The organism is Kitasatospora sp. NPDC048296, from assembly GCF_043201815.1.
Classification (GTDB): domain Bacteria; phylum Actinomycetota; class Actinomycetes; order Streptomycetales; family Streptomycetaceae; genus Kitasatospora.
The window spans coordinates 1-23911 of record NZ_JBICZB010000031.1 but is presented as its reverse complement, the minus strand read 5'-3'; the positions used below and the strand labels follow the sequence as shown (position 1 = coordinate 23911).

Below are 23911 nucleotides of genomic sequence, written 5' to 3'. Positions count from 1 at the left end.
TGATGGACGTCCACTTGCCTCCGGGGGCGCTGATAGGATGACCCGAAGCCCGCGCCCGGTTCGGCGAGGGCAATTCCCAGACATCCTTTAAGACCCGTCCCGTGAGGCGGGGAAGGAGGTCCGCTTCGGCATGACCACACACCGAGAACCGACGCCGCGGCCGCCGCACCAGGTGCTGGACGGCACGGACATCGCCCGGGTCGTCACCCGGATAGCGCACGAGATCGTCGAGCGCGCCAAGGGCGCGGAGGACGTCGTGCTGCTCGGCATCCACACCAGGGGCGTCCACCTCGCCCGCCGCCTGCACGGCCGGCTGGCCCAGATCACCGGGAGCGAGATCCCGCTGGGCACCCTGGACATCACCATGTACCGGGACGACCTGCGGCTGAAGCCCGCCCGCGCCCTGGAGCACACCGAGATCCCGCCCGGCGGCATCGACGGCAAGCTGGTGATCCTGGTCGACGACGTGCTCTTCTCCGGCCGCACCATCCGCGCCGCGCTCGACGCGCTGAGCGACATCGGCCGCCCGCGCGCCGTCCAGCTCGCCGTCCTGGTCGACCGCGGCCACCGCGAGCTGCCGATCCGGGCCGACTACGTGGGCAAGAACCTCCCCACCTCGCTGCGCGAGGCCGTACAGGTGCGCCTGTCCGACACCGACGGCGTGGACGCCGTCCTGGTCGGCGACCGCGACTACACCGCCCGCAGCTCGCAGGCCCTGGCCTCCCAGCCCACCGAACCGCACCTCCCGGAGTAACCCGCGTGAAGCGCCACCTCGTCTCCGCCGCCGATCTCAGCCGCGACGACGCGCTGCTGATCCTGGACACCGCCGAGGAGCTGGCCCAGCTCTCCGGCCGGGCCGTCAAGAAGCTCCCCACGCTGCGCGGCCGCACCGTCGTCAACCTCTTCTTCGAGGACTCCACCCGTACCAAGACCTCCTTCGAGGTCGCCGAGAAGCGGCTCTCCGCCGACGTCATCAACTTCTCCGCCAAGGGCTCCTCGGTCTCCAAGGGCGAGAGCCTCAAGGACACCGCGCTGACCCTGCAGGCGATGGGCGCCGACGCGGTCGTCATCCGGCACCACGCCTCGGGCGCGCCGGCCCGGCTGGCCCGGTCCGACTGGCTGCACGGCAGCGTGATCAACGCCGGTGACGGCACCCACGAGCACCCCACCCAGGCGCTGCTCGACGCCTTCACCATGCGCCGCCACCTCAACGCCGGGCTGGGCAAGGACCTCGCCGGGCGCCGGGTGACCATCGTCGGCGACGTCCTGCACAGCCGGGTCGCCCGCTCCAACGTGCACCTGCTGACCACCCTCGGTGCCCAGGTCACCTTCGTCGCCCCGCCGACCCTGCTGCCGATCGGCATCCAGAACTGGCCCTGCGAGATCAGCTACGACCTCGACAGCGTGCTGCCCAAGACCGACGCGCTGATGATGCTGCGGGTGCAGCGCGAGCGGATGAACGCCGCGTTCTTCCCGACCGAGCGCGAGTACAGCCGCCGCTACGGCATGAACGGCATCCGGATGGCCCAGCTGCCCGAGCACGCCATCGTGATGCACCCCGGCCCGATGGTCCGCGGCATGGAGATCACCGCCGAGGTCGCCGACTCGCCGCGCTGCACCGTGGTCGAGCAGGTCGCCAACGGCGTCTCCGTCCGGATGGCCGTCCTCTACCTGCTGCTCGGTGGCGTCACCCTCGCCGACGCCGCCGCTGCCCCCCGCACCGACTCCGTGGAGACCGCCCAGTGAACGAGCGCAGCGAGCGAACCGACAACATGGTCAGCTACCTGATCCGCAACGCCAAGATCCTGGGCGGCGCCCCGCAGGACCTCCACCTCGCCGACGGTGTCATCAAGGCGATCGGCACCGGCCTGGCGGTCGAGGCGGACATCGAGATCGACGCCACCGGCATGATCGCCCTGCCCGGCCTGGTCGACCTGCACACCCACCTGCGCGAGCCCGGCCGCGAGGACGCCGAGACCGTGCTCACCGGCACCCAGGCCGCCGCGATGGGCGGCTTCACCGCCGTGCACGCGATGGCCAACACCACCCCGGTGGCCGACAGCGCCGGCGTGGTCGAGCAGGTCTGGCGGCTCGGCCAGGAGGCCGGCTACTGCGACGTCCAGCCGGTCGGTGCCGTCACCGTCGGCCTGGAGGGCAAGAAGCTCGCCGAGCTCGGCGCGATGCACGAGTCCGCCGCCTCCGTCCGGGTCTTCTCGGACGACGGCAAGTGCGTGGACGACGCGGTGCTGATGCGCCGCGCCCTGGAGTACGTCAAGGCCTTCGACGGCGTCGTCGCCCAGCACGCCCAGGAGCCGCGGCTGACCGAGGGCGCCCAGATGAACGAGGGCCAGGTCTCCGGCGAGCTCGGGCTCGGCGGCTGGCCGGCCGTCGCCGAGGAGTCGATCATCGCCCGCGACGTGCTGCTCGCCGCGCACGTCGGCTCCCGGCTGCACGTCTGCCACCTCTCCACGGCCGGCTCGGTCGAGATCGTCCGCTGGGCCAAGGCCAAGGGCTGGGACGTCACCGCCGAGGTCACCCCGCACCACCTGCTGCTCACCGACGAGCTGGTCCGCTCCTACGACCCGGTGTACAAGGTGAACCCGCCGCTGCGCACCGCCGAGGACGTCCAGGCGCTGCGCAAGGCGCTCGCCGACGGCACCATCGACGCCGTCGCCACCGACCACGCGCCGCACCCGGCCGAGGACAAGGACTGCGAGTGGGCCGTGGCCGCGATGGGCATGGTCGGCCTGGAGACCGCGCTGTCGGTCGTCCAGCAGACCATGGTCGACACCGGCCTGCTGAACTGGGAGGGCGTCGCGGACCGGATGTCGCACCGCCCGGCCCGGATCGGCCGTCTCACCGGGCACGGCCGGCCGATCTCGGCTGGTGAGCCCGCCAACCTGGTGCTGTTCGATCCCGCGTACCGTGGTGCCGTGAACCCGGACAGCTTCGCCACCCGCAGCCGCAACACCCCCTACAAGGGCATGGACCTGCCCGGACGGGTGCACGCCACCTTCCTGCGCGGTCGCGCCACCGTGCTGGCCGGTGAGCTGGCCGAGCAGGGCGGCGCGGCGTGACCGGCGCGACGATCCTGCTCGCCAAGGAGCAGGCGAAGGTCACCAACTGGCCCGGGTACATCGGCTGGACCATCGGCCTGCTGATCATCATCGGCCTGGTCTACTGGCTGATGCGCCAGGGCTGGAACTGGCGGCGCACCCTGCAGTCCGGCATCCCGCCGCTGCCCGCCGTGCCGGCCCGCGCCGGCCGGACCATCCTGGAGACCAGCGGCCGGTACCACGGCACCACCACCGCCGGGAACTGGCTCGACCGGGTCGTCGCGCACGGCCTGGGCACCCGCAGCCGTGCCGACCTCACCCTCGGCGAGGACGGCCTGCTGGTGCAGCGCCCCGGCGACGTGGACTTCTGGATCCCGGCCGAGCTCCTGTCGGCTGCCCGGACGGACTCCGCGATCGCCGGCAAGGTCGTCCCCTCCGGGCTGCTCGTCGTCACCTGGACGCACGAGGGCACCGAGCTGGACTCCGGCTTCCGGGCCGACCACCCCGATGAGCACACCGCCTGGGTCGAGGCGATCACCCAGCTCGCAACACGTACGAAGACGAAGAAGACGGAAGAGGCCGCGCAATGACCGCACCTGCCCCCACCACGCAGCGCCAACGGCGGGAGCGCATCCCCGCCGTGCTCGTCCTGGAGGACGGCCGGACCTTCCGCGGCCAGGCCTACGGCGCCGTCGGCGAGACCTTCGGCGAGGCGGTCTTCAACACCGGCATGTCCGGCTACCAGGAGACCCTGACCGACCCGTCGTACCACCGCCAGGTGGTCGCGATGACCGCCCCGCAGATCGGCAACACCGGCTGGAACGACGAGGACGACGAGTCCCAGCAGATCTGGGTCGCCGGCTACATCGTGCGCGACCCCGCCCGGGTGGCGTCCAACTGGCGCTCCCGCCGCTCGCTGGACGACGAGCTGGTCCGCCAGGGCATCGTCGGCATCAGCGGCATCGACACCCGCGCGCTGACCCGCCACCTGCGCGAGCGCGGCGCGATGCGCTGCGGCATCTTCTCCGGCGAGGCGGTGGCCGACCAGGCCGCCCTGCTCGCCCGGGTGCAGCAGTCGCCCGAGATGAAGGGCGCCGACCTGTGCGCCGAGGTGGCCACCACCGAGCCGTACGTCGTGCCCGCGATCGGTGAGAAGCGGTTCACCGTCGCCGCGCTGGACCTCGGCATCAAGGCGATGACCCCGCAGCGGATGGCCGAGCGCGGCATCGAGGTGCACGTGCTGCCGGCCAACTCCACCCTGGAGGACGTCTACGCCGTCAACCCGGACGGCGTCTTCTTCTCCAACGGCCCGGGCGACCCGGCCACCGCCGACCACCAGGTCGCCGTGGCGCAGGGCGTGCTGGAGCGCAAGATCCCGTTCTTCGGGATCTGCTTCGGCAACCAGATCCTCGGCCGCGCCCTGGGCTTCGGCACCTACAAGCTCAAGTACGGCCACCGCGGCATCAACCAGCCGGTGCAGGACCGCACCACCGGCAAGGTCGAGGTGACCGCCCACAACCACGGCTTCGCCGTGAACGCGCCGCTGGACAAGGTGAGCGACACCCCCTACGGGCGGGTCGAGGTCTCCCACGTCTGCCTCAACGACGACGTGGTCGAGGGCCTGCAGGCGCTCGACGTGCCCGCCTTCAGCGTGCAGTACCACCCCGAAGCGGCCGCCGGCCCGCACGACGCCGCCTACCTGTTCGACCGCTTCGTGAAGCTCATGGAGGGCCAGCGTGCCTAAGCGCACTGACATCAAGTCCGTCCTGGTGATCGGCTCCGGCCCGATCGTCATCGGCCAGGCCGCCGAGTTCGACTACTCGGGCACGCAGGCCTGCCGCGTTCTCAAGGCCGAGGGCCTGCGGGTCGTGCTGGTCAACTCCAACCCGGCCACGATCATGACCGACCCGGAGATCGCCGACGCCACCTACGTCGAGCCGATCACCCCGGAGTTCGTCGAGAAGATCATCGCCAAGGAGCGCCCCGACGCGCTGCTGCCGACCCTGGGCGGCCAGACCGCGCTGAACACCGCGATCTCGCTGCACAAGGCGGGCACGCTGGAGAAGTACGGCGTCGAGCTGATCGGCGCCGACGTCGAGGCGATCAACAAGGGCGAGGACCGCGACCTGTTCAAGGGCGTCGTCGAGGCCGTCAACGCCAAGATCGGCCACGGCGAGTCCGCCCGCTCGGTCATCTGCCACACCATGGACGAGGTGCTGGCCGGCGTCGACACGCTCGGCGGCTACCCGGTCGTGGTGCGCCCCTCCTTCACCATGGGCGGCGCCGGCTCCGGCTTCGCCCACAACGAGGAGGACCTGCGCCGCATCGCCGGCCAGGGCCTGGCCCTCTCGCCGACCACCGAGGTGCTCCTGGAGGAGTCCATCCTCGGCTGGAAGGAGTACGAGCTGGAGCTGATGCGCGACCGGAACGACAACGTCGTGGTCGTCTGCTCCATCGAGAACTTCGACCCGATGGGCGTGCACACCGGTGACTCGATCACCGTCGCCCCGGCGATGACCCTCACCGACCGCGAGTACCAGATCCTGCGCGACGTCGGCATCGCCGTCATCCGCGAGGTCGGCGTCGACACCGGCGGCTGCAACATCCAGTTCGCCGTCAACCCCGTCGACGGCCGGGTCATCGTCATCGAGATGAACCCGCGCGTCTCCCGCTCCTCGGCGCTCGCCTCCAAGGCCACCGGCTTCCCGATCGCCAAGATCGCCGCCAAGCTGGCCGTCGGTTACACCCTGGACGAGATCCCCAACGACATCACCGAGGAGACCCCGGCCTCCTTCGAGCCGACCCTCGACTACGTCGTGGTCAAGGTGCCGCGGTTCGCGTTCGAGAAGTTCCCGAGCGCCGACGCGACGCTGACCACCACCATGAAGTCCGTCGGCGAGGGCATGGCCCTCGGCCGCAACTTCCCCGAGGCGCTGCAGAAGGCGCTGCGCTCGCTGGAGAAGAAGGGCTCCCAGTTCAGCTGGATCACCCCGGTCGGCGACAAGGCGGAGCTGCTGGTCAAGGCCGCCGTGCCGACCGACGGCCGGATCAACACCGTGATGGACGCCATCCGGGCCGGCGCCACCCCGGAGGAGGTGTTCGAGTCCACCAAGATCGACCCGTGGTTCGTCGACCAGCTCTTCCTGCTCGACGAGATCGCCGGCGAGCTGGCCGGGGCCGCCGAGCTCACCCCCGAGCTGCTGCGCCACGCCAAGCGGCACGGCTTCTCCGACCAGCAGATCGGCGAGATCCGCGGCCTGCGCTCCGACGTGGTCCGCGAGGTGCGCCACGCGCTCGGCATCCGCCCGGTGTTCAAGACCGTCGACACCTGCGCCGCCGAGTTCGCCGCCAAGACCCCGTACTTCTACTCGTCCTACGACGAGGAGAACGAGGTCGCCCCGCGCACCAAGCCGGCCGTGATCATCCTCGGCTCCGGCCCGAACCGCATCGGCCAGGGCATCGAGTTCGACTACTCCTGCGTCCACGCCTCCTTCGCGCTGGCCGACGCCGGGTACGAGACCGTGATGGTCAACTGCAACCCGGAGACCGTCTCCACCGACTACGACACCTCCGACCGGCTCTACTTCGAGCCGCTCACCCTGGAGGACGTGCTGGAGATCGTCCACGCCGAGCAGCAGGCCGGCCCGCTGGCCGGTGTGATCGTCCAGCTCGGCGGCCAGACCCCGCTCGGCCTGGCCCAGGCGCTCAAGGACAACGGCGTGCCGATCGTCGGCACCCAGCCCGAGGCGATCGACCTCGCCGAGGAGCGCGGCGCCTTCGGCCGCGTGCTGCGCGACGCCGGGCTGCCCGCCCCCAAGCACGGCACCGCCTTCTCCTTCGCGGAGGCCAAGGCGATCGCGGACGAGATCGGCTACCCCGTCCTGGCCCGCCCGTCCTACGTGCTCGGCGGCCGCGGCATGGAGATCGTCTACGACGAGGCCTCGCTCGCCTCCTACCTGGAGCGGCACGCCGGTCTGATCTCCGAGCACCCGGTGCTGATCGACCGCTTCCTGGACGACGCGGTGGAGATCGACGTCGACGCGCTCTACGACGGCACCGAGCTCTACCTCGGCGGCGTCATGGAGCACATCGAGGAGGCCGGCATCCACTCCGGCGACTCCGCCTGCGCGCTGCCCCCGATCACCCTCGGCGGCTACGACATCAAGCGCCTGCGCACCTCCACCGAGGCCATCGCGCGCGGTGTCGGCGTCCGCGGCCTGATCAACATCCAGTTCGCGCTGGCCGGGGACATCCTCTACGTGCTGGAGGCCAACCCGCGCGCCTCCCGCACCGTCCCGTTCACCTCCAAGGCGACCGCGGTGCCGCTGGCCAAGGCCGCCGCCCGGATCTCGCTCGGCGCCACCATCGCCGAGCTGCGCGCCGAGGGCCTGCTCCCGGCCGAGGGCGACGGCGGCACGCTGCCCGCCGACTGCCCGATCTCGGTCAAGGAGGCCGTGATGCCGTGGAGCCGCTTCCGCGACATCCACGGCCGCGGGGTGGACACCGTGCTCGGCCCGGAGATGCGCTCGACTGGTGAGGTCATGGGCATCGACAAGGTCTTCGGCACCGCCTACGCCAAGGCCCAGTCCGGCGCGTACGGCGCGCTGCCGACCAAGGGCAAGGTCTTCGTCTCGGTCGCCAACCGCGACAAGCGCAACCTGGTCTTCCCGGCCCGGGCGCTGGTCGGCCTCGGCTTCGAGGTGCTCGCCACCGCCGGCACCGCCGAGGTGCTCCAGCGCGGCGGCATCCCGTCCACGCTGGTGCGCAAGCACAGCGAGGGCGAGGGCCCGAACGGCGAGAAGACCATCGTCCAGCTGATCCACGACGGTGAGGTCGACCTCATCATCAACACGCCGTACGGCACCGGCGGTCGCCTCGACGGCTACGAGATCCGCACCGCGGCCGTCTCGCGCGGGGTCCCGTGCCTGACCACCGTCCAGGCGATGGGCGCGGCCGTCCAGGGCATGGACGCGCAGCTGCGCGACGAGGTCGGGGTGATGTCGCTCCAGGAGCACGCCGAGCTGATCAACGCCGGCCGCAGCAAGTAGCACCACCGCAGTGGGGGGCACCGGAGCCAGTTTGGTGCCCCCCACTTCCATGCCCGTCGCCCGCCACCACCCGGCCTGCGACGGGCTGCGCCCGCGCCCTGAATTCCGCTACCTGCCCTCGGAGTTGAACCATCTTGTACAAGCTCCTGTTCGACCTCGTCTTCAAGAAGATGGACCCCGAGAAGGCGCACCATCTCGCCTTCTTCTGGATCCGGCTCTCCTCCTCGGTGCCCGGGCTGCGCACCCTGGTGCGGCTGGTCCTCGCCCCGCGTGACCGGGCGCTGCACACCAGGGCCCTCGGCCTCGACCTGCCCGGCCCGTTCGGGCTCGCGGCCGGCTTCGACAAGGACGGCGTCGGCATCGACGGTCTGGCGATGCTCGGCTTCGACTACGTCGAGATCGGCACCATCACCGGCGAGCCCCAGCTCGGCAACCCGACGCCCCGGCTGTTCCGCCTGGTCGAGGACCGCGCGCTGATCAACCGGATGGGCTTCAACAACCAGGGTTCGGCCCGGGTCGCCGCCCGGCTGGCCGCCCGCCCGCACACCAGCTCCACCCCGGTGATCGGCGTCAACATCGGCAAGACCAAGGTGGTCGAGGAGGCCGACGCCGTCGCCGACTACGTCAAGTCCACCGAGCGGCTGGCCAAGTACGCCGACTACCTGGTGGTCAACGTCAGCTCGCCGAACACCCCCGGGCTGCGCAACCTGCAGGCCGTCGACCACCTGCGCCCGCTGCTGGCCGCCGTCCGCGAGGCCGCCGACCGCACCACCGCGCACCACGTGCCGCTGCTGGTCAAGATCGCCCCCGACCTGGCCGACGAGGACATCGACGAGGTCGCCGACCTCGCCCTGGAACTGGGCCTGGACGGCATCATCGCCACCAACACCACGATCGGCCGCGAGGGCCTGCGGGCCGACGCCCAGCGGGTCGCGGAGATCGGCATGGGCGGCCTGTCCGGCGCCCCGCTCAAGGCCCGCGCCCTGGAGGTGCTGCAGCGGCTGCGCGCCCGCACCGGGGGCCGGCTGACGCTGGTCTCGGTGGGCGGCGTGGAGACCGCCGAGGACGCCTGGCAGCGGATCATCCACGGCGCCGACCTGGTCCAGGGCTACAGCGCCTTCATCTACGAGGGCCCGTTCTGGTGCCGCAGGATCCACAAGGGCCTCTCCGCCCGGGTCCGCGCGGCCGGCTTCCGGGACCTCGCGGCGGCCGTCGGCAGCGCCGTCCGCAGCTCGTGACCCCCTTCACCGGTTCCGGCCCGATCGGTTCCGGAAAGTCTGGAAAGGACGACATGACCCTCGCCCCGTTCGGCGCCCGGCTGCGCCAGGCCCTCGACACCCGTGGCCAGCTCTGCGTCGGCATCGACCCGCACGCCTCCCTGCTCGCCGCCTGGGGGCTCGGCGACGACCTCGCCGGGCTGGAGACCTTCAGCCGCACCGTGGTCGAGGCGCTGGCCGACCGGGTGGCCGTGCTCAAGCCGCAGGCCGCCTTCTTCGAGCGCTTCGGCAGCAAGGGCGTCGCGGTGCTGGAGAAGAGCGTGGAGGAGGCCCGGGCGGCCGGTGCGCTGGTCCTGATGGACGCCAAGCGAGGCGACATCGGCTCCACCATGGCCGCCTACGCGGAGGCCTTCCTGTCGCCCGCCGGCCCGCTGTTCTCGGACGCCGTGACGGTCAGCCCGTACCTGGGCTTCGGCTCGCTGCGCCCGGCCCTGGACCTGGCCCGGGAGCAGGGCTGTGGCGTGTTCGCGCTGGCGCTCACCTCCAACCCGGAGGGCGCCGAGGTGCAGCGCGCGGTCGGTGCGGACGGCGAGCCGGTCGCGGCGGCGGTGCTGCGGCAGTTGGCGGCCGAGAACGCGGGCGCCGAGCCGCTGGGCTCCTTCGGCGCGGTGGTCGGCGCGACGCTGGCCGACGCGGGCGTGGAGCTGGCCATCAACGGCCCGCTGCTGGCCCCCGGGATCGGCGCCCAGGGCGCGACCATGGCGGACCTGCCGCGGGTGTTCGGCGCCTCGGTGATCAACGTGGTGCCGAGCGTCAGCCGGGACGTGCTCAAGCACGGTCCCTCGGTGGCCGCGCTGCGGGACGCGGCGGACCGCTTCGTGGGCGAGTTCGCGGACGCCGTCAAGTAGCGGACGGTGGCCGGTGCGTGACGGGAGCCGTTCGCCGGGTAGCCGGACGGTGACCGTCCGCAGTGTCCGCAGGACGGCGGGGCGGCACCGGAGTTGACGTGAGCGCCGTCACATCGACCCTGTCAAAGTTTCGCAATCGCGGTCATTTTGCCCCGGAAAGTCCTGGTCGGCCTTGGCTGACCAGGACTTTTCGTGTTCTTTTCCTGACGTGGCGCCGCAATGCGGGTAGTGTCCGGCGATAGGTCATCGGCGAGTTGCGAAACCTGTAGCTCCCGCAGGTCAGGGCCCTGTGGTTCCCCATTGGGCTCCCATTGCGGACGGTGTCCTCGGTACCGAACCAGTCATAGCTCTATCCCTTCCTTCCACACCCTGAGGTGAACGGCGTGGCTCTTCCGCCCCTTACCCCTGAACAGCGCACCGCCGCGCTCGCCAAGGCCGCCGAGGCTCGCCGGGAGCGCGCCGAGGTCAAGAACCGGCTCAAGCACTCCGGCGCCTCCCTGCACGAGGTGATCAAGGCCGGCAAGAACGACAACGACGTCATCGGCAAGATGAAGGTGTCGGCCCTGCTCGAGTCCCTTCCGGGCGTCGGCAAGGTCCGTGCCAAGCAGATCATGGAGCGCCTCGGCATCAGCGAGAGCCGGCGGGTCCGCGGCCTCGGCACGAACCAGATCGCCTCCCTGGAGCGGGAGTTCGGCGGTGGCGCCGCCTGACCGTGCCCCCGTGGTCCCGGGATCGTCCGCGATCCGGGATAATCGGTGCATGAGTGAGCGTCCGCGGCTGACCGTGCTCTCCGGCCCTTCGGGGGTCGGCAAGAGCACGGTCGTCGCTCATATGAGGAAGATGTACCCCGAGGTCTGGCTCTCGGTGTCGGCGACGACCCGCCATCCGAGGCCTGGCGAGAAGAACGGGGTCCAGTACCACTTCGTCGACAACGACGAGTTCGACAAGCTGATCGCCAACGGTGAGCTGCTGGAGTGGGCCGAGTTCGCCGGGAACCGCTACGGCACCCCGCGCGCGGCGGTGCTGGAGAAGCTGGAGCGCGGCGAGCCCGTCCTGCTGGAGATCGATCTGCAGGGTGCCCGTCAGGTGCGCGAGTCGATGCCGGAGGCCCAGCTGGTCTTCCTGGCCCCGCCGAGCTGGGACGAGCTGGTCCGCCGGCTGACCGGCCGGGGCACCGAGCCGCAGGACGTGATCGAGAAGCGGCTGGAGGCGGCCAAGGTCGAGCTCGCGGCCGAGCCCGAGTTCGACACGACGCTTGTCAACACCTCCGTCGAGCAGGTAGCGGCCGAACTGCTAGCCTTGCTCGGTGTAGCCTGACCTGTCTGTCTTTTCCACCCTTTCGGAAGGTTTTAGCGTGTCCTCTTCCATGACCGCGCCCGAGGGCATCATCAACCCGCCGATCGACGAGCTGCTTGAGGCCACCGACTCGAAGTACAGCCTCGTGATCTACGCCGCCAAGCGCGCGCGCCAGATCAACGCGTACTACTCCCAGCTCGGCGAGGGCCTGCTGGAGTACGTCGGCCCGCTGGTCGACACCCACGTGCACGAGAAGCCGCTGTCGATCGCGCTGCGCGAGATCAACGCGGGCATGCTGACCGCCGAGGCGATCGAGGCTGCCTGAGGCAGTCCTGTCCCTTTCCCGGAGGGCCCGGCGGAACCGTTTCCGCCGGGCCCTCCGGCGTCTTTGCCGGGGGCCCGGCGCTGCGGGTGGGGCACCGTGCGGGTGGCAGCTGAGGGGTCGTAGGGTGGGCGGGTCCCAGATCCTGAGAAAGGTCGTCGGAACATGAGCGCGAACGCGGACGCGGACGCTCCTCGCGTCGTCCTCGGCGTCAGCGGCGGGATCGCCGCCTACAAGGCCTGCGAGCTGCTGCGCCGGTTCGCCGAGTCCGGCCACCGGGTCACCGTGGTGCCGACCGCCGCGGCGCTGCACTTCGTCGGCGAGGCCACCTGGGCCGCACTGTCCGGCCGCCCGGCCGCCACCGAGACCTGGGAGCGGGTGCACGAGGTGCCGCACGTGCGGATCGGGCAGCAGGCCGACCTGGTGGTGGTCGCCCCCGCCACCGCCGACCTGATCGCCAAGGCCGCCCACGGGCTCGCCGACGACCTGCTGACCAACACCCTGCTCACCGCCCGCTGCCCGGTCGTGCTGGCGCCCGCCATGCACACCGAGATGTGGGAGCACCCCGCCACCCGGGACAACGTCACCACCCTGCGCCGCCGGGGCGTGATCGTGCTGGAGCCGGCCGTCGGGCGGCTGACCGGCAAGGACACCGGCAAGGGCCGGCTGCCCGAGCCGTCCGCGATCTTCGACGCCTGCCGGGCCGTGCTGCGCCGCGGCGGGGCGGTGCCGACCGACCTGGCCGGTCGGCACGTGGTGGTCTCGGCCGGCGGCACCCGGGAGCCGCTGGACCCGGTGCGCTACCTGGGCAACCGCTCCTCCGGCAAGCAGGGCTACGCGCTCGCCGTCACCGCCGCGGCGCGCGGCGCCCGGGTGACTCTGGTCTCGGCCAACGCCGAGCTGCCCGACCCCGCCGGGGTGGACGTGGTGCACGTCGGGACGGCCCTGGAGCTGCGCGAGGCGACGCTGAAGGCGGCCGAGGACGCGGACGCCGTGGTGATGGCCGCGGCCGTGGCGGACTTCCGGCCCGCCGAGTACGCCACCGGCAAGATCAAGAAGGTCGAGGGGGTCGAACCGGCGCCGGTCGCCCTCGTCCGCAACCCGGACGTCCTGGCCGAGCTGTCGGCCCACCGCCCCCGTTCGGGCCAACTGGTCGTGGGTTTCGCGGCGGAGACCGACGACGTGCTCGCCAACGGCCGCGCCAAGCTCGCCCGCAAGGGCTGTGACCTGCTGGTCGTCAACGAGGTGGGCAACGGAAAGGCTTTCGGGACGGACGTCAACGAGGCCGTCGTCCTGGGCTCGGACGGCAGTGAGACGCCCATCCCGGTGGGCCCGAAGGAGGCCTTGGCGGACGTGGTCTGGGACCTGGTCGCGGAGCGTCTCGGATCGATCGGCGTCTGATCGAGCAGCGCTCCGATGTGGTCTTGATTTTTGGAACTGGGTCACGTTCGACGGAACCAGACCGTTACACTCCAGGAATCAAGTCTTTCCGGATGTCCCCGGTTCGCCGGGGGCCTTCAGTCAGCAGCCGCTGCAACCCCAGGGAGCGCTGTGTCTCGCCGCCTGTTCACCTCGGAATCCGTGACCGAGGGACACCCCGACAAGATCGCTGACCAGATCAGCGACACGATCCTTGACGCTCTCCTCCGGGAGGACCCGACGTCCCGGGTCGCCGTGGAGACGCTCATCACCACCGGCCAGGTGCACGTGGCCGGCGAGGTGACGACCAAGGCGTACGCGCCGATCGCCCAGCTCGTCCGGGACAAGATCCTGGAGATCGGCTACGACAGCTCCAAGAAGGGCTTCGACGGCGCCTCCTGCGGCGTCTCGGTGTCCATCGGCGCCCAGTCGCCCGACATCGCGCAGGGCGTCGACACCGCGTACGAGGCCCGGGTCGAGGGCGACGAGGACGACCTGGACAAGCAGGGTGCCGGCGACCAGGGCCTGATGTTCGGCTACGCGTCCGACGAGACGCCCGAGCTGATGCCGCTGCCGATCACCCTGGCGCACCGGCTCTCCCGCCGTCTGACCGAGGTCCGCAAGAACGGGACCATCCCGTACCTGCGCCCCGACGGCAAGACCCAGGTCACCATCGAGTACGACGGCGACAAGGCCGTCCGCCTCGACACCGTGGTCGTCTCGACCCAGCACGCCAGTGACATCGACCTGGAGTCGCTGCTCACCCCGGACATCCGCGAGTTCGTCGTGGAGCCGGAGCTGAAGGCGCTGGCCGACCAGGGCATCAAGCTGGTCACCGACGGTTACCGCCTGCTGGTCAACCCGACCGGCCGCTTCGAGATCGGCGGCCCGATGGGCGACGCCGGCCTGACCGGCCGCAAGATCATCATCGACACCTACGGCGGCATGGCCCGCCACGGCGGCGGCGCCTTCTCCGGCAAGGACCCGTCCAAGGTGGACCGCTCGGCCGCCTACGCGATGCGCTGGGTCGCCAAGAACATCGTCGCCGCGGGCCTGGCCCGCCGCGCCGAGGTGCAGGTCGCGTACGCGATCGGCAAGGCCGAGCCGGTCGGCCTGTTCGTCGAGACCTTCGGCACCGAGACCGTGCCGGTGCTGGACATCCAGAAGGCCGTCTCCGAGGTCTTCGACCTGCGCCCGGCCGCGATCATCCGCGACCTGGACCTGCTGCGGCCCATCTACGCCCAGACCGCCGCCTACGGCCACTTCGGCCGCGAGCTGCCGGACTTCACCTGGGAGCGCACCGACCGGGTGGACGCCCTGAAGGCTGCCGTCCAGGCCTGACCCGTCGCCCGAAGCGGCGCCCACCCCGCACCGGGGTGGGCGCCGCTTTGTGCGTCCTGTCGGTGCGACCTGGTAGTACTTGGGAGCGATGAGCAGCACAGGGGAGAACGGGGCCGCCGAGCCGGAGCAGCTGGCGTTCATCCGGGAGACGGTCAAGCGGGCCAAACCCCGGACGTGGAAGGGCGCCAAGCGGGCCGAGCACCTGCCGGTGGCCCGGGTCGTGGTGGACAAGGGCGTGCTCACCATCGACAAGCTCTTCGACTACGAGGTCCCGGCCGCCATGGCCGAGGAGGCCCAGCCGGGTGTCCGGGTGCGGGTGCGCTTCGGGGCCCGGGTGGTCAAGGGCCAGCGCGAGGGCGGGGAGCTGCACGACGGGTTCATCGTCGCCCGGCTGGAGAAGAGCGACTTCGCCGGTCCGCTGGCGCCGCTCGCCCAGGTGCTCTCGCCCGAGCCGGTGCTCTCCCCGCAGCTGCTGCGGCTGTGCCGCACCGTCGCCGACCGCTACGCCGGGACGCTGGCCGACGTGCTGCAACTGGCCGTGCCGCCCCGGCACGCCAAGGCCGAGGCCGAGCCCTCGCCGCCGCCGCTGGCGCGCCCCCAGCCCCCGGCGCCGGGCGGCTGGCAGCGCTACCCGGCCGGCCCCGACTTCCTGTCCTCGCTGGCCGGCGGCGGTTCGCCGCGCGCGGTGTGGGCGGCGCTGCCGGGGCCCGGCTGGCCGTACGAGATCGCCCGGGCGGTGGCGGCGACCTTGGCGGGCGGGCGCGGCGCGCTGGTGGTGCTGCCGGACCGGCGGTCGGTGGCCCGGGTGGACCAGGCGCTCACCGAGCTGCTCGGGCCCGGGATGCACATGGCGCTGGAGGCCGAGCTCGGCCCGCGCGAGCGCTACCGGCGCTGGCTCGCGGTCAGCCGCGGCTCGGTGCACGCCGCGATCGGCACCCGGGCCACGATGTTCGCGCCGGTGCGCGACCTCGGGCTGGTGGTGGTCTGGTCCGACGGCGACGGCAGCCACAGCGACCCGCGCGCCCCGCATCCGCACGTCCGCGAGGTCGCGCTGCTGCGCGCGGCCGAGGAGGGCGCGGCGGTGCTGCTCGGCGGGCACGCGGTGACCGTGGAGGGCGCGCAGCTGGTCAGCACCGGCTGGGCGCGGCCGCTGGTCGCGGACCGGGAGACGGTGCGGCAGGTCGCGCCGAGGGCGCGCACCGTCACCGACCAGGACCAGCACCGGGATGCCGCCGCGCAGGCCGCCCGGCTGCCCTCGGTGGCCTGGGAGGCCGCCCGGGAGTCGCTGGCGGCCGGGCATCCGGTGCTCATCCAGGTGCCCCGGCGCGGCTACGTGCCCCGGCTGGCCTGCGGACGCTGCCGCACCCCCGCCCGCTGTCGGCGCTGCGAGGGGCCGCTGGAGGCGCCCTCGGCGGACGCCTCCCTGCAGTGCGGTTGGTGCGGGGAGGCGGAGGGCGACTGGCACTGCCCGGAGTGCGGCTCCTTCCGGCTGCGGGCGCAGGTGGTCGGCGCCCGCCGTACGGCGGAGGAGCTGGGCAAGGCGTTCCCGCGGATCCCGGTGCGGACCTCGGGGCGGGAGGCGGTGCTGGCCACCGTGCCGGACGAGCCCTCGCTGGTGATCTCCACGCCGGGCGCCGAGCCGGTGGTCGAGGGCGGCTCCGGGTACGGGGCCGTGCTGCTGCTGGACGGCTGGGCGCTGCTGAGCCGACCGGACCTGCGGGCCGGGGAGGAGACGCTGCGGCTCTGGCTGGCGGCGGCCGCGCTGGCCCGGCCCGCGACGGAGGGCGGGACGGTGGTGGTGGTCGCCGAGCCGTCGGCCCGTCCGGTGCAGGCGCTGGTGCGCTGGGACCCGCTGGGGCACGCCGGGCTGGAGCGGGACGAGCGGGCGCAGCTGCACTTCCCGCCGGTGTCGCGGATGGCCTCGGTGAGCGGCAGCCCGGCGGCGGTCGCCGACCTGCTGAACCTGATCCGGCTGCCGGAGGGGGCGGACGTGCTCGGTCCGGTGCCGGTGCCCGCCCTGCGGGGGGAGGAGCAGGAGCGCGCGCTGCTGCGGGTGGCGCCCGGCCAGGGGTCCGCGCTGGCGGCGGCGCTCAAGGCGGCGCAGATCGCCCGGATCGCGCTGCGGACGGCGGAGCCGGTGCGGGTGCGGGTGGACCCGACGGACATCGGGTAAGGCCTGTCCTCGAACTCGCGTCGCCCGCCCCGCGGGCGGGAGTTCGACGACAGGCCCTGCGCCGGGTGGGGCGGGGTGAGTGGGCCACCCCGCCCCCGGTGGCCCGGTGGTGCGGGGTCGGTCAGCCGCGCAGGGGGATGCCGGTGCGGTCGGCCTGCGGGCGGTCGATGCTGCTGCCGCGGTCGACGGGGGTGCGGTCGACGGGGGTGCGGTCGATGGGCGTGCGGTCCACGGGGGTGCGCTCGATCGGGGCGCGGTCCAGGGCGGTGCGGTCCAGGCCGCCCTGGCGGGCGGCGGGGACGGTGGTGGCCAGGCCGCCGCGTTCGGCGGGGGCGGGCAGGTCCTCGGAGCGGTCCGGGCGGCTCGGGCCCGGGACGGCGCCGCCGGCGGCGAGGAGTTCGCTGGTCGGGCGGCGCATGCCGTAGCGGCGGTGCACGGCCTGCTTGGTGACCCCGAGGGCGGAGCCCACCGAGTCCCAGGAGAAGCCCAGCGCCCGGTCGAACTCGACCGCTGCCGCGACCAGGGTCTCCACGCTCTCCCGCAGCTCCTGGGCCAGGCGCACGGTCGGCGCGGGCGCGCGTCCGTACACCACGAAGCCGGCCGAGGTGCTCGGGCGGCGCGGTCGGTAGACGTTGCCCAGTTGGGCGGTGAGCGTCCGCAGCGCGTCGACCTGGCGCCTCACCCGCTCGATGTCCCGCACCAGCAGGTGCAGGCTCGCCCGCGCCCGGGCGTCGTGGTTGATCTGCTCGGCCATGGCTTACGTGCCACCTTCCGTACGGTTCAGCTCGGCCGGGGCGCGGTGTCCCGTGCGCCCGGCCCCGGTCAATCTCTCTTGACCAACGCCGAAGCGGGGGCCGGGGTAACGCGGCTCGGCGGACTCGGGATATGTCAGATACCGGTGCGGCTGTCCCAGGACGGCCCGACGGGTCCCCCGGGAGGGTTGCATAGACTTGCGGTGAACCAGTCGTTGCCCGTAGCCCGTGCCCTTACGGACAGGAGCCCGCACCCCGTGGCGATCCAGCCGATCCGTCTCTTCGGAGACCCTGTCCTGCGGGCCACCGCCCAGCCGGTGACCACGTTCGACAAGGAACTGCGCAACCTGGTCCGCGATCTCACCGACACCATGCTGGAGGCCCCCGGCGCCGGCCTGGCCGCGCCCCAACTCGGCGTCTCGCTGCGGGTGTTCACGTACCACGTGGACGGCGTCACCGGGCACCTGATCAACCCGGACCTGTCGCTGAGCGAGGAGGAGCAGGACGGCCCCGAGGGCTGCCTCTCGCTGCCCGGGCTGCGCTACGACACCAAGCGGGCGTACGGCGTGGTGGCCAAGGGCTTCAACATGTACGGCGACCCGGTCACGCTGGAGGGCACCCAGCTGCTCGCCCGGTGCATCCAGCACGAGACCGACCACCTGGACGGCATCGTCTTCATCGACCGGCTCGACCGGGAGCAGCGCAAGGCCGCGCTGAAGGCGATCCGGGAGACGGACTGGGGCGGCGGGCCGGCGCCGGTCGTCAAGGTCTCGCCGCACAGCACCTTCGGTGCTGCCCGCTGATCTCGTTGGTTTCCTGAACTTCCTTTGACGAAAGGCACTTGATGCGACTCGTGTTCGCCGGCACCCCCGAGGTCGCCGTCCCCGCCCTGGAGGCGCTGCTCGCCTCCGACCGGCACGAGGTCGTCGCGGTGGTCACCCGCCCCGACGCCCCGGCCGGGCGCGGCCGCAAGCTGGTCGCCAGCCCCGTCGCCCAGCGTGCCGAGGAGGCCGGGATCGAGGTCCTCAAGCCGGCGAAGCCCAGCGACCCGGAGTTCGTCGCCCGGCTCACCGAACTCGCCCCCGACTGCTGCCCGGTGGTCGCCTACGGCGCGCTGCTGCGGCCCGGCGCCCTGGAGATCCCCAAGCACGGCTGGGTCAACCTGCACTTCTCGCTGCTGCCCGCCTGGCGCGGCGCGGCCCCGGTGCAGCACTCGGTGCTGGCCGGCGACGAGGTCACCGGCGCCTCCACCTTCCTGATCGAGCAGGGCCTCGACTCCGGCCCGGTCTACGGCGTGATCACCGAGGAGATCCGCCCGAGCGACACCAGCGGTGAACTGCTCACCCGGCTGTCCGTCTCCGGCGCGCGACTGCTCGCGGCCACCATGGACGGCATCGAGGACGGCTCGCTGCACGCCGTGCCGCAGCCGGCCGAGGGCGTCACGCTCGCACCGAAGATCACCGTCGAGGACGCGCGGATCGACTGGAACCACCCCGCGCTGCGGATCGACCGGGTGGTGCGCGGCTGCGCACCCGCGCCGGGGGCGTGGACGGAGTTCCGGGGGGAGCGGCTGAAGGTCACCGGGCCGGTCAAGCTGCTGCCGGAGTCGGCCGAACTGGCGCCGGGCGAGCTCGCGATGGTCGGCAAGAACAGCGTGCGGGTCGGCACCGGGAGCCACGACCTGGAGCTCGGGGAGGTGCGTCCGCAGGGGAAGAAGGAGATGCGGGCGGCCGACTGGGCGCGCGGGGCGCGGCTGGAGGCGGGGGAGCGGCTCGGCGTCCCGGCCGGCGGCTCCGAGGGCTGACCGTGGGCTGACCGCCGGGTTTGGCGTTACTGTTCGTCTGAGATCTTCTGATAACCACCGCAGCACCTTGAGGCACCTGTGACCACCCCCAGCGCCAAGCGCGCCCCCCGCCCGCACCGCCGACCGAAGAAGGACCCGGCCCGGATCGTCGCGTTCCGCGCGCTGCGCGCCGTCGACGAGCGCGACGCGTACGCCAACCTGATCCTGCCCTCCCTGCTCCGCGAGGCCGAGCAGAAGGGCATGGACCGGCGCGACGCCGCCCTCGCCACCGAGCTCGTCTACGGCACCCTGCGCCTGCAGGGCACCTACGACGCGGTCATCGCGGCCTGCATCGACCGGCCGCTGAGCAAGGTCGACCCGCCGGTGCTGGACGTGCTCTCGCTCGGCGCCCACCAGCTGCTCACCACCCGCATCCCCACCCACGCGGCGGTCTCGGCGACCGTCGAACTGGCCCGGGTGGTGCTCGGCGACGGCAAGGCCAAGTTCGTCAACGCCGTGCTGCGCCGGATCAGCGCCCACGACCTGAACACCTGGATCGAGCAGGTCGCCCCGCCGTACGACCAGGACGCCGAGGACCACCTCGCCGTCGTGCACTCGCACCCGCGCTGGGTCGTCTCCGCGCTCTGGGACTCGCTCGGCCGCTGGCAGCCGGACGCCTCCGGGCGCGCCGCCGTGGAGGAGCTGCTGCGGGCCGACAACGAGCGGCCCGAGGTCACCCTGGTCGCCCGCCCCGGCCGGGCCACCGTCGGCGAGCTGGCCGACGCGCTGCCCGAGGCCGAGCCGGGCCGCTGGTCCCCGTTCGCGCTGCGGCTCGCCGAGGGCGGCGACCCGGGCGCGCTGACCGCCGTCCGGGAGAACCGGGCCGGCGTGCAGGACGAGGGCAGCCAGCTGGTGGCGCTGGCGCTGGCCTCGGCACCGGTGGAGGGCCCGGACCGGCTCTGGCTGGACGGCTGCGCCGGACCGGGCGGCAAGGCCGCGCTGCTCGGCGCACTGGCAGCCGAGCGGGGCGCGGCCCTGGTCGCGAGCGAGAAGCAGCCGCACCGGGCCCGGCTGGTGGCACGGGCCCTGGAGGGCAACCCCGGCCCGTACACGGTGATCGCGGCGGACGGGACGCGCCCGGCCTGGCGCTCCGGCGGCTTCGACCGGGTGCTGGTGGACGTGCCGTGCTCCGGCCTGGGCGCGCTGCGCCGCCGTCCCGAGGCGCGCTGGCGGCGCCGGCCGGCCGACGTCGCGGCCTTCGGGCCGCTGCAGCGGGACCTGCTGCGCTCCGCGATCGAGGCCACCCGGATCGGCGGGGTGGTCGGCTACGCGACCTGCTCGCCGCACCTGGCGGAGACCCGCGCGGTGGTCGACGACGTGCTGCGCGGCGAGGGCGGCCGGGTCGAGTGGATCGACGCGCGACCGCTGCTGCCCGGCGTCCCGGCGCTCGGGGACGGGCCGGATGTCCAGCTGTGGCCGCACCTGCACGGGACGGACGCGATGTACCTGGCGCTGCTGCGGCGGACGGCCTGAGTTCGCAGCTTCGGCTTGCATCTCCCGTAGCGGGAGGCGCCAGGGTGGTGGCCAGGAACGGCGACGCGCTCCCCGCGCTCCTCACGATCGGCCCGCTTCTCACGATAGGCGAGCCGGCCCGGCGGACCGGGCTGACGGTGAAGACCGTCCGCTTCTACGCGGACCAGGGGATCGTGTCGCCGGCCGCCCGCAACCCGGCCGGCCACCGGCGGTACGACGCGGACGCCGTCGCCCGCCCGGTTCTGGTGCGGGCCCTGCGCTCGTAGCGGGCCGGGCCCTACGGCTGGAGCGGGCCCGGGCAGTTGGTGAGGAAGGCGTGGGCCTGGGCGCGGAGGTGGTCGATCGGCGGATCCTCGCAGACCACCTCCAGTCCGAGTCCGGTGGCCTGGCCCCGGTGGTAGTAGGACTGGTAGGCGAGGTACGGGCGGTGGCCGTCGGTCGGGTCGAGGCCGACGGCGAAGGTCGCGAAGTGGATCCGCTCCTTGTCGGTGCGCTCGAACTCCGTTCGGGAGAGCTGCCATTCGAACTCGTAGGGTTCGGGCTCGGCGGGCAGGTCGAGGAGGGCCTGGGCGAGTCGGCGGACGTCGTCCGGATCGGCGAAGGGGAGCGACTCGGACCAGAGCGGTGCGGCGGCGTACAACTCCCAGCTGTTGCCGTTGTGGCTGACGGTCAGTGCCCACTCGCCGTCCCGGTCGTGCCAGCGGCAGCTGAGGATCGGATCCATGGTGGTCAACCTCCCTGTGTCGCGCGGCCGTTGTACCCCCGCCCTCTCATCGTGGCACATCCGGCGGGTTGTCGGACCGGGGCGCCAGCGGTCCTCGGGCGGCTCGGGCTGGGGCCGTTCGGGGCGGAGGTCGCGGGCATGGGGGCAGTGTTCACCCCGGGGCGGGGTGGGCGCGCGGGGATTTCCGGGTCAGTCCGTGGTGGGGTGCCAGGGGCGGTCGGGGCGGGTCGGGACCGGGGAGGAGGTGAGGCGCAGCGCGTACACCTCGCGGTCGTCGGCCGGGTACGGGACCGGGCCGAGGTACGCGTGGCCGGTCAGGTGGCACCAGGCGGGCAGGTCCAGCGGGGCGGCGGGGTCGGTGGTGTGGATGTGGACCACCGCGCCGGCCGGGAGGTGGGCGATCCGGGCGCGCAGCCGGAGCAGGAGCTGGACGCAGAGCAGTCCGGTGCCGTCGACGGTGAGGTCGGGGGTGGTGTCCGGGGCGGTCCGGTCGGGGGCGGTCATCGCGGGGTCTCCTGGGTGATGCGCCAGAGGCGGCGGGGCAGTTCGCCCTCCTCGAAGGGATGGACGTCGGCGAGGTGCCAGCCCTCGGCGAGCCGGTCCACCAGCTCACGGGGGAAGAAGTGGACGGCGAAGCCGCCGTGTTCCCAGATGTCGTCCCCCTGGCCGGTGCCGGCGCCGTAGTGGGCGTCGCCGGTGTGGCGGACGGTGTAGACGAAGGTGCCGCCCGGGCGCAGCACCCGGCGGACCTCGGCGACCAGCGCCGCGATCTCCTCGGTGGAGAGCGCCATGCAGAGCAGCATGTGGGCGAAGACCGCGTCGACGGAGCCGTCGGGCAGGGGCAGCGGTTCGCGGACGTCGTGGACGGCGGTGCCAACCCGGTCGGACAGGTCCTGCTCGGCGGCGGCGGCGCGCAGCTGCGCCAGGCCGGTCGGGCTGAAGTCGGTGGCCAGCACGGTGAAGCCGGCGCGGGCGAAGTGCAGCGCGTCACGGCCGTGGCCGGCGCCCAGTTCGAGTACCTCGCGGGCGCCGGCGGCGGCGAAGGCCTCGGCCGCGTACCGCGCGGGGGCGGAGGGCTGCTCGCCGTACATCCCGGGGTGGGCGCGGTACGTCCGCTGCCAGTGCTCGCGTTGGGCGTCGGCGAGCGCGGGCTCCCGGCGGGGCGCCGTGCCGGGGGTGTGGGTCATGGTGCTGCCTCAGCGGGGGTGTGTGGTGGTGCCGGTGGTGCGTGCCGTACGGGTTCAGCTTAGGGGTGGGGCGGTGTGGCGGGGCGGGCGGTGTCGGGGGCGCTGCCGCCGAGGCGGGTGAGCAGGCCGGAGAGGAGGGTGAGGTCCTCGGCGGGCCACTGGGCGAAGGCGTCGGCGGCGACCTGGCGGGCGGTGTACAGCATCTCGGTGAGGCGTTCGCGGCCGGTCGGGGTGAGGGCGGCGTAGGTGACCCGGGCATCGCGGGCGGCGGCCTCGCGGCTGACCAGGCCGATGCGCTCCAGCGGGGCGAGGCCGCGGGTGACGCCGGAGGCGGTGAGGCCGAGCGCCTCGGCGAGGTCGACCCGGCGCATCCGGCCGCCGGGGGCCTGGGCGAGGTGCAGCAGCAGGGTGAAGTCGGACAGGCTGACGCCGTGCAGGCCGCTGAGGCCGGCGTCGAAGCGTTTGACGACGGCCGTCTGGGCGCGGACCAGGCGCAGGGCGGTGTGCAGGGGATCGGGTGTCGTGAGCTCTGTCATTGCCACCTCCTTGACTGCTCAAGTATACGCCTGCGCGGAGCCGTCAAGGAGGTGGCGGAGGGGGAGGGGGGTCGGGTCAGCCGGTGGCGTTGGCGGCGCGGCGCCGGCGCTTGCCGAGCGGCGCCTGGGAGAGGTCCTCGGCCTGGGAGCGGAGGTTCCTGAAGCCGTAGCCGCGGCCCGTCAGCCAGGACTGCGCGGCCTGCTCGGCCCGTTCGGTGGCCTCCAGGATGTCCTCCTCGGCCTCGCCCCCGTCGAGGAAGCGGAAGGTGAAGGCGGTTCGCGCGGAGAGGTCGTAGCTGAGGTGGCCCTCGCGGGTGAAGGAGGCGTGCAGCACGTCGTGCTCGGGCGCGGCGGCCAGGAGTTCGGCGCGCTGCTCGTCGGTGAGGCCGTCGAAGACGCCGCGCACCATGATGCGGAAGGTTCGGGTAGTCATGCCCCGACGATAGGCAGCAGGGGCGGTGGGCCGCCAATGCGATTTCCGCCGGGTCCCGTCGCCCGGCCCGGCGGCGGGACCCGCGGGTGCTAGGAGCGTGGGTCAGTAAGCGGCAACCCGCGTGTGGCTTGTGATCATTCGTACGAGATGATCCTGGTATGCGTGATCAGGAGGGGTTGTTCG

The 23911-nt window shown here is 72.8% G+C and carries 23 protein-coding genes and 1 pseudogene; 18 read left to right on the top strand and 6 right to left on the bottom strand.

Annotation, left to right across the window (positions count from 1 at the left end; all coding sequences use genetic code 11):
- Positions 1 to 130 precede the first annotated feature (130 nt).
- The 14 genes from pyrR (at position 131) to ACGF12_RS19775 (ending at position 16780) form a co-directional block, all read left to right on the top strand.
- Complete coding sequence (pyrR, locus tag ACGF12_RS19840; RefSeq protein WP_387625750.1) at positions 131 to 754, top strand: bifunctional pyr operon transcriptional regulator/uracil phosphoribosyltransferase PyrR; 624 nt, start codon at positions 131 to 133, stop codon at positions 752 to 754.
- 5 nt (positions 755 to 759) lie between these two features.
- Positions 760 to 1746 (top strand): aspartate carbamoyltransferase catalytic subunit, encoded by a 987-nt coding sequence (locus tag ACGF12_RS19835; protein WP_393031381.1) that lies wholly within the window; start codon positions 760 to 762, stop codon positions 1744 to 1746.
- A 26-nt stretch (positions 1747 to 1772) separates the two neighbouring features.
- On the top strand, positions 1773 to 3077 hold the full coding sequence (locus ACGF12_RS19830) for a dihydroorotase (protein ID WP_393031520.1): 1305 nt from the start codon (positions 1773 to 1775) through the stop codon (positions 3075 to 3077).
- A complete protein-coding gene (locus ACGF12_RS19825; RefSeq protein WP_393031378.1) occupies positions 3074 to 3646 on the top strand; it encodes a hypothetical protein in 573 nt (190 codons plus the stop codon). Before ACGF12_RS19830 ends, ACGF12_RS19825 begins: the two co-directional genes overlap by 4 nt.
- A complete protein-coding gene (gene carA / locus ACGF12_RS19820) occupies positions 3643 to 4800 on the top strand; it encodes a glutamine-hydrolyzing carbamoyl-phosphate synthase small subunit (protein ID WP_393031375.1) in 1158 nt (385 codons plus the stop codon). The genes ACGF12_RS19825 and carA overlap by 4 nt, the downstream gene beginning before the upstream one ends.
- A complete protein-coding gene (gene carB, locus ACGF12_RS19815) occupies positions 4793 to 8104 on the top strand; it encodes a carbamoyl-phosphate synthase large subunit (protein WP_393031372.1) in 3312 nt (1103 codons plus the stop codon). Before carA ends, carB begins: the two co-directional genes overlap by 8 nt.
- Positions 8105 to 8238: 134 nt before the next feature.
- A complete protein-coding gene (locus ACGF12_RS19810; protein ID WP_393031369.1) occupies positions 8239 to 9342 on the top strand; it encodes a quinone-dependent dihydroorotate dehydrogenase in 1104 nt (367 codons plus the stop codon).
- A gap of 53 nt (positions 9343 to 9395) precedes the next feature.
- Complete coding sequence (gene pyrF / locus ACGF12_RS19805; RefSeq protein WP_393031366.1) at positions 9396 to 10229, top strand: orotidine-5'-phosphate decarboxylase; 834 nt, start codon at positions 9396 to 9398, stop codon at positions 10227 to 10229.
- 383 nt (positions 10230 to 10612) lie between these two features.
- Positions 10613 to 10939, top strand: a complete 327-nt coding sequence (mihF, locus tag ACGF12_RS19800; protein WP_030290269.1) for an integration host factor, actinobacterial type — start codon at positions 10613 to 10615, stop codon at positions 10937 to 10939.
- Between the two features lie 49 nt (positions 10940 to 10988).
- Positions 10989 to 11546: a guanylate kinase gene (gene gmk, locus ACGF12_RS19795; RefSeq protein WP_387625733.1), complete on the top strand. Its 558-nt coding sequence runs from the start codon at positions 10989 to 10991 to the stop codon at positions 11544 to 11546.
- A 37-nt stretch (positions 11547 to 11583) separates the two neighbouring features.
- A complete protein-coding gene (gene rpoZ, locus ACGF12_RS19790; RefSeq protein WP_030240625.1) occupies positions 11584 to 11850 on the top strand; it encodes a DNA-directed RNA polymerase subunit omega in 267 nt (88 codons plus the stop codon).
- Between the two features lie 162 nt (positions 11851 to 12012).
- Entirely contained in the window at positions 12013 to 13248 is a 1236-nt protein-coding gene (gene coaBC, locus ACGF12_RS19785) for a bifunctional phosphopantothenoylcysteine decarboxylase/phosphopantothenate--cysteine ligase CoaBC (protein ID WP_393031363.1), read from the top strand.
- A gap of 150 nt (positions 13249 to 13398) precedes the next feature.
- Positions 13399 to 14607: a methionine adenosyltransferase gene (gene metK / locus ACGF12_RS19780; protein WP_387625729.1), complete on the top strand. Its 1209-nt coding sequence runs from the start codon at positions 13399 to 13401 to the stop codon at positions 14605 to 14607.
- Between the two features lie 88 nt (positions 14608 to 14695).
- Entirely contained in the window at positions 14696 to 16780 is a 2085-nt protein-coding gene (locus ACGF12_RS19775; protein WP_393031359.1) for a primosomal protein N', read from the top strand.
- A 121-nt stretch (positions 16781 to 16901) separates the two neighbouring features.
- Here ACGF12_RS19775 and ACGF12_RS19770 read toward each other — a convergent pair whose 3' ends face one another.
- The gene (locus ACGF12_RS19770; RefSeq protein ID WP_393031356.1) at positions 16902 to 17534 is read right to left on the bottom strand and encodes a hypothetical protein; all 633 of its coding nucleotides are present in this window, start codon (positions 17532 to 17534) and stop codon (positions 16902 to 16904) included.
- A 255-nt stretch (positions 17535 to 17789) separates the two neighbouring features.
- Here ACGF12_RS19770 and def point away from each other — a divergent pair, with 255 nt between their 5' ends.
- The 4 genes and pseudogenes from def to ACGF12_RS19750 all read left to right on the top strand — a co-directional run.
- Positions 17790 to 18335, top strand: coding sequence for a peptide deformylase (gene def / locus ACGF12_RS19765; RefSeq protein ID WP_393031353.1), 546 nt, complete (start codon positions 17790 to 17792; stop codon positions 18333 to 18335).
- 41 nt (positions 18336 to 18376) lie between these two features.
- On the top strand, positions 18377 to 19336 hold the full coding sequence (fmt, locus tag ACGF12_RS19760) for a methionyl-tRNA formyltransferase (protein ID WP_393031350.1): 960 nt from the start codon (positions 18377 to 18379) through the stop codon (positions 19334 to 19336).
- A gap of 78 nt (positions 19337 to 19414) precedes the next feature.
- A complete protein-coding gene (locus ACGF12_RS19755) occupies positions 19415 to 20848 on the top strand; it encodes an RsmB/NOP family class I SAM-dependent RNA methyltransferase (protein WP_393031347.1) in 1434 nt (477 codons plus the stop codon).
- An 86-nt stretch (positions 20849 to 20934) separates the two neighbouring features.
- Positions 20935 to 21108: pseudogene (locus tag ACGF12_RS19750) on the top strand (MerR family transcriptional regulator); the annotation flags it as partial.
- 17 nt (positions 21109 to 21125) lie between these two features.
- On the opposite strand, the gene ACGF12_RS19745 reads toward ACGF12_RS19750, so the two are convergent.
- From ACGF12_RS19745 to ACGF12_RS19725, 5 genes are all read right to left on the bottom strand, one after another.
- Positions 21126 to 21572 carry a hypothetical protein gene (locus ACGF12_RS19745; RefSeq protein WP_393031344.1) on the bottom strand — a complete coding sequence of 149 codons (447 nt, stop codon included), beginning with the start codon at positions 21570 to 21572 and terminating at the stop codon, positions 21126 to 21128.
- Between the two features lie 189 nt (positions 21573 to 21761).
- Positions 21762 to 22076 carry a sulfurtransferase TusA family protein gene (locus ACGF12_RS19740; protein ID WP_393031341.1) on the bottom strand — a complete coding sequence of 105 codons (315 nt, stop codon included), beginning with the start codon at positions 22074 to 22076 and terminating at the stop codon, positions 21762 to 21764.
- A complete protein-coding gene (locus ACGF12_RS19735; RefSeq protein WP_393031338.1) occupies positions 22073 to 22759 on the bottom strand; it encodes a class I SAM-dependent methyltransferase in 687 nt (228 codons plus the stop codon). Before ACGF12_RS19735 ends, ACGF12_RS19740 begins: the two co-directional genes overlap by 4 nt.
- Before the next feature lie 59 nt (positions 22760 to 22818).
- A complete protein-coding gene (locus ACGF12_RS19730) occupies positions 22819 to 23295 on the bottom strand; it encodes a MarR family winged helix-turn-helix transcriptional regulator (RefSeq protein WP_393031335.1) in 477 nt (158 codons plus the stop codon).
- Between the two features lie 76 nt (positions 23296 to 23371).
- A complete protein-coding gene (locus ACGF12_RS19725) occupies positions 23372 to 23728 on the bottom strand; it encodes a DUF6204 family protein (protein WP_393031331.1) in 357 nt (118 codons plus the stop codon).
- Positions 23729 to 23911: the final 183 nt, after the last annotated feature.